Raw genomic sequence first — 732 nt, 5'->3', positions numbered from 1 at the left:
CTTCTCTGGCATCTCGATCCTCATTGTCGATGCCTCTACGGTCCGGGGGGAACCTCAGACCCAGAAGGTGGAGCCGTTGCCGGTGGGGTTGTTGCGGGTGGGGGTGCGGGGCTCGACGCCGATGGTGCCGCCCATGGCGGTGATGAGTTGGCGGCTGATGGCCAGGCCGAGGCCGGTGCCGCCGTAGCGGCGGGTGGTGGAGGAGTCGGCTTGGGAGAAGGCTTCGAAGAGGTGGTCGCGTTGGGTGGGGTCGATGCCGATGCCGGTGTCGGTGACCTCGAAGCGGACCACGACGCCGTCGGCGGTGACGTCGTCGAGGTGGGCGGCGAGGACGACTTCGCCGGTCTCGGTGAACTTGATGGCGTTGGAGACCAGGTTGAGCAGGACCTGGCGGAGTCGGCCGGGGTCGCCGCGCAGGCCGAGGGGGAGGTCGGGGGAGCAGTAGGCGAGGAGTTCGAGGTTCTTGGCGCGGGCGGGGTCGGCGAGGAGCTGGGCGGTCTCCTCGACGAGGTCGAGGAGGTCGAAGTCGAGGTGTTCGAGTTCGAGGCGGCCGGCTTCGACCTTGGAGAAGTCGAGGATGTCGTTGATGATGCCGAGCAGGGCGTTGCCGGCGGTCTGGACGCCGTGGGCGTAGGTGTGTTGGCGCTCGTCGAGGTCGGTGGTGAGGAGGAGGCCGGTGAGGCCGATGACGCCGTTGAGGGGGGTGCGGATCTCGTGGCTCATGGTGGCGAG

1 protein-coding gene is annotated in these 732 nt (G+C 68.4%); it reads right to left on the bottom strand.

The features are described from left to right. Positions 1-54: 54 nt before the first annotated feature. Positions 55-732: ATP-binding protein (locus D6B71_RS22420; RefSeq protein WP_240641647.1), on the bottom strand; the 678-nt coding region annotated here is incomplete at its 5' end.

This window comes from Nocardioides ferulae (assembly GCF_003660455.1).
Classification (GTDB): Bacteria; Actinomycetota; Actinomycetes; order Propionibacteriales; family Nocardioidaceae; genus Nocardioides; species Nocardioides ferulae.
This window is presented reverse-complemented; position numbering and strand designations above follow the sequence as displayed.